This is a genomic window from Sphingobium sp. LSP13-1-1.1, from assembly GCF_040676415.1.
Classification (GTDB): domain Bacteria; phylum Pseudomonadota; class Alphaproteobacteria; order Sphingomonadales; family Sphingomonadaceae; genus Sphingobium.
In genome coordinates this window covers 1-862 of sequence record NZ_JBEGHU010000050.1, presented here as the reverse complement: position 1 = coordinate 862, position 862 = coordinate 1, and the positions used below count along the sequence as shown (strand labels likewise).

Genomic DNA, 862 nt, shown 5'->3' with positions numbered 1-862 from the left:
GCGTTGCTGACCATCGTATTGCCGATTGTCTTGCCGCCACCTTTTTCACCGTCTGTGTCATCATCACCGAATATCTCACTGACCTTCTTGTAGCCTTCCATGGCCTTCATGAAGATGCCATTGAACGCCTTCTCTTTGTCAGACATGCCGTTCAGGTCAGCGCCATTTACATAGAAGACATCACCCTCGATGAGATTGCCGCCGCAGCCGACATCAAGACCGGCGATGTAGTAGAGTGGTTCATTCTCTTTCTGGACAACTAATCCGCCTTGATACAGCTGACCCTTCTTGTCCTCCTTTGTGTCGGAGTTCATGGGCATGAAGATGTTGATGAGGATCGAAGCAGCAATGGACGCAGCCGCGCTGATAAGCGCAGTGATGAGCATGGCTGTTGTGATTTCGTGGCCGTCGATAAGCGGAGTGAGGTGAAGAGTTGCGCCTTCAACAAACTCGCTGTTGGGGAACTCATCAACGCTTAGGCTGCGACTATCCTTGAGAGTATCGCCTAGACGCAGTTCGTAAGATGCGTGAGCGAGCAGTTCCTTCATTTCAGGGAACTGAGCCAGATAACCTAGAATGTCCTCGATCTTAGTCGCGTAGATAACTTGCTTGCGCTTGAAGCCCTTTGGCATGACCTCTTTGAACTGGCCATGTGTGACTAGATGAATGAACATAAGACCTCACTATAGATGTGAGGTATTTAGTCAGACGCTCAGCGGACGAGGGTTCACATGCTCAAGCTGCGCGATGTCACAGCAGATGTCTTTCTTCATCGACTTAGGACGCAAAAACTCAATCGACTTACGTTCGATGAACTTCTCTTCGTAGTCGGTCACGTAGATTTCTGAGGCTTGGTCAATCG

The 862-nt window shown here is 49.7% G+C and carries 1 protein-coding gene; it reads right to left on the bottom strand.

The window, feature by feature from the left end; translation table 11 throughout:
• Nucleotides 1-632: hypothetical protein (locus tag MRBLSP13_RS18860; protein ID WP_363756053.1), on the bottom strand; the 632-nt coding region annotated here is incomplete at its 3' end.
• Between the last annotated feature and the right edge of the window lie 230 nt (nt 633-862).